The sequence below is a fragment of the Deltaproteobacteria bacterium genome, assembly GCA_019308925.1.
Lineage (GTDB): Bacteria > Desulfobacterota > B13-G15 > B13-G15 > RBG-16-54-18 > JAFDHG01.
Map to the genome: position 1 here is coordinate 1 of JAFDHG010000114.1, position 2,662 is coordinate 2,662.

Below are 2,662 nucleotides of genomic sequence, written 5' to 3' on the forward strand. Positions count from 1 at the left end.
TTTACCCCCGTTATCCAGATACGTTTTGGAGCTTTAAGTATGCGCTCAAGTTCATCTCTAAAAAAGCTTCTTTCCCACCCTTAGGGCTGGTGACCGTGGCAGCGCTTCTCCCCCAGACGTGGAAGCGGAGGCTAGTGGATCTGAACGTGGATGTGCTCAAGGATGAGGACATTCGCTGGGCTGATTACATCTTCATAAGCGCTATGGCGGTACAAGAGGCATCGGTCAGAGAAATTGTAAAGAAGGTTAAGGTCCTCGGTAAAAAGGTTGTTGCCGGCGGTCCCCTCTTCACCATCTCTCCTGATAGATTTCCAGACATTGACCATTTGGTCCTTAACGAGGCAGAGGCAACCCTTTCCTCCTTCATTGAAGACGTGAACAGAGGAGAGGCAAAACCTATGTATACTTCCGCTGAGTGGCCCGATATTACATCTTCTCCCACACCCGAGTGGGACCTTCTCGATATGCGCAAATATGCTGCCATGTGCGTTCAGTACTGCCGAGGCTGTCCGTTCGACTGTGAGTTCTGTGATATCGGTCTTCTGAACGGGAAGAGACCTCGAACAAAGACGAAGGCTCAGGTTCTGGCAGAGATCGAGGGGTTATACCAAAGGGGATGGAAAGGTACGGTCTTCTTTGTAGACGATAACTTCATAGGGAAGCCACGCAAATTAAAAGAGGAGTTGTTACCCGCCCTCATAAGATGGGTGGAGGAGAAGAGATATCCTTTCTCCTTCCTCACCGAGGCCTCCGTCAACCTCGCAGATGACGAGGAGTTGATGGAACTCATGGTAAGGGCTGGCTTCGATGCGGTATTTGTAGGGATCGAGAGTCCTGAAGAAGAGAGCCTCACTGAGTGTCACAAGGTTCAGAATAAAGATAGGGACCTGACGGCAGCAATCAAGAAGATGCAGAGGTTCGGCCTTCAGGTCTTAGGGGGGTTTATCGTCGGTTTCGATAGTGATCATCCGATCACCTTTCAGAAGCAAGTAGATTTCATCCAACAAAGCGGGATAGTCACCGCCATGGTAGGCCTTTTAAATGCCCCGAAGGGCACGAAGCTCTACGAACGGCTCCAGCAAGAGGGCAGGATTTTAGGGGAGATAACAGGGGACAACACTGACTTTTCTATAAACTTCATCCCCAAGATGGGTTACCAGCGGCTTGTGGAAGGATACCGGTACATTGTAACCAACATTTACTCGCCCCGCTATTTCTATAAACGTCTTATCACCTTTCTAAGGAATTATCGTCCGTCCAAGCAAAGCGGCTATCCTCTACGGTTCAGTTATATCAAGGCACTCTTCCATTCTTTCTGGGCCTTGGGTATAAGGGGCAAGGAACGTCTTTATTATTGGAAGACCTTCTTTTGGACCGTCTTTCGACGCCCGCAACTCTTGTCCCTGTGTGTGGGGCTTGCCATTTACGGCTACCATTTTCGGAAGGTCTTTGAGGGATACTTACCGCGACCAGCAAGGGAACCCAACCCTGGACCCTCATGAGCTGATCTGGGATGGGGGCTGAAGTCGTTTCACAGGTCTTCCTTCTAGTGAACTGAAGGAAACTTCTCGTCCCTTTTAAGAGCAAGGTCCATAGGAATGATGATTACAGGCCCATGGGCCATGAGTTGTTTTACAAATTAACCGGCAAACCCTTTTTCTGCAGATATTCTTTTACCTCTCTAATGCTTAAAATGTGATAGTGAAAGACCGAAGCAGCCAATAAAATCTGTGATCCGCCCAGAACAACTGCCTCATAAAAATGTTCTAGCTTTCCCGCCCCGCCCGAAGCCACCACCGGTATATCAACAACATCTGAAATGGCCTTTGTAAATTCCAAATCATAACCAGCCTGGGTTCCATCACCATCCATGCTGGTAGGTAGGATTACACCGGCACCTAGCTCCTGACACTCTTTGGCCCACTCAATGGCGTCTCTCCCTATTGGCTTGGTACCACCTGAGACTACCAGCTCAAATCCTGATGATAGCTCCTTATTCCTCCTCGCATCTATAGCCACAGTAACCCTCTCCGAGCCGAGTTCTTTTGCTGCCTCCCTGACCAAATCCGGATCCTTTACAGCGGCACTATTCATAGAAATTTTATCGGCACCAGCCTCCAGGACTAATTCAATATCTTCCAGACTGGAAATCCCCCCACCCACCGTCAAAGGGATCTCTATGACTGACGAGACATTTTTGACCCATTCCAACCTGGTCTTTCGGTTTTCTATGGTGGCCGCTATATCCAGCATGGCCAGTTCATCGGCCCCCTCCTTCTGATAAAATTCGGCGTTTTCCACAGGATCTCCTGCATCTGTCAAATCCACAAAATGGACACCCTTGACGATCCGCCCCTCTTTCATATCTAGGCAAGGCATTATTTTAATGGCCTCCATTATCTCTCCTTTTTTAGATACTCAATAAGGTTAAAGGGTTTACTCAAGCCATTTTAGTATCAGGTATTTTCCCATTGGATTAGCCATCTTGCTTAAGTTAAGGGGTGGAGGTAGACCTCATGTGGGTCTATTTTGCTTTTCCTTTTTCTCAGGATAGATCCTTTCCTTCTTGGTTATCAGTCTTTCTCTAAGCTTATCAAATCTGTCTCCCATATCATCTCTGATCTCGTTTGTAGGCGGTATAAACCCTTCGTCACTAGGGTGC

The 2,662-nt window shown here is 48.0% G+C and carries 2 protein-coding genes; one reads left to right on the plus strand and one right to left on the minus strand.

The window, feature by feature from the left end; all coding sequences use genetic code 11:
- The coding region (locus JRI46_12445; GenBank protein ID MBW2040374.1) for a DUF4070 domain-containing protein at positions 1-1,502 on the plus strand (1,502 nt) is incomplete at its 5' end.
- A gap of 130 nt (positions 1,503-1,632) precedes the next feature.
- Here the strand turns inward: JRI46_12445 and hisF are convergent.
- Positions 1,633-2,397: an imidazole glycerol phosphate synthase subunit HisF gene (gene hisF, locus JRI46_12450; GenBank protein MBW2040375.1), complete on the minus strand. Its 765-nt coding sequence runs from the start codon at positions 2,395-2,397 to the stop codon at positions 1,633-1,635.
- Positions 2,398-2,662: the final 265 nt, after the last annotated feature.

Bases quoted from the DNA above. Each gene is read 5' to 3' on its own strand.
- hisF (MBW2040375.1), bottom strand. From the start codon at position 2,397: ATGGAGGCCATTAAAATAATGCCTTGCCTAGATATGAAAGAGGGGCGG.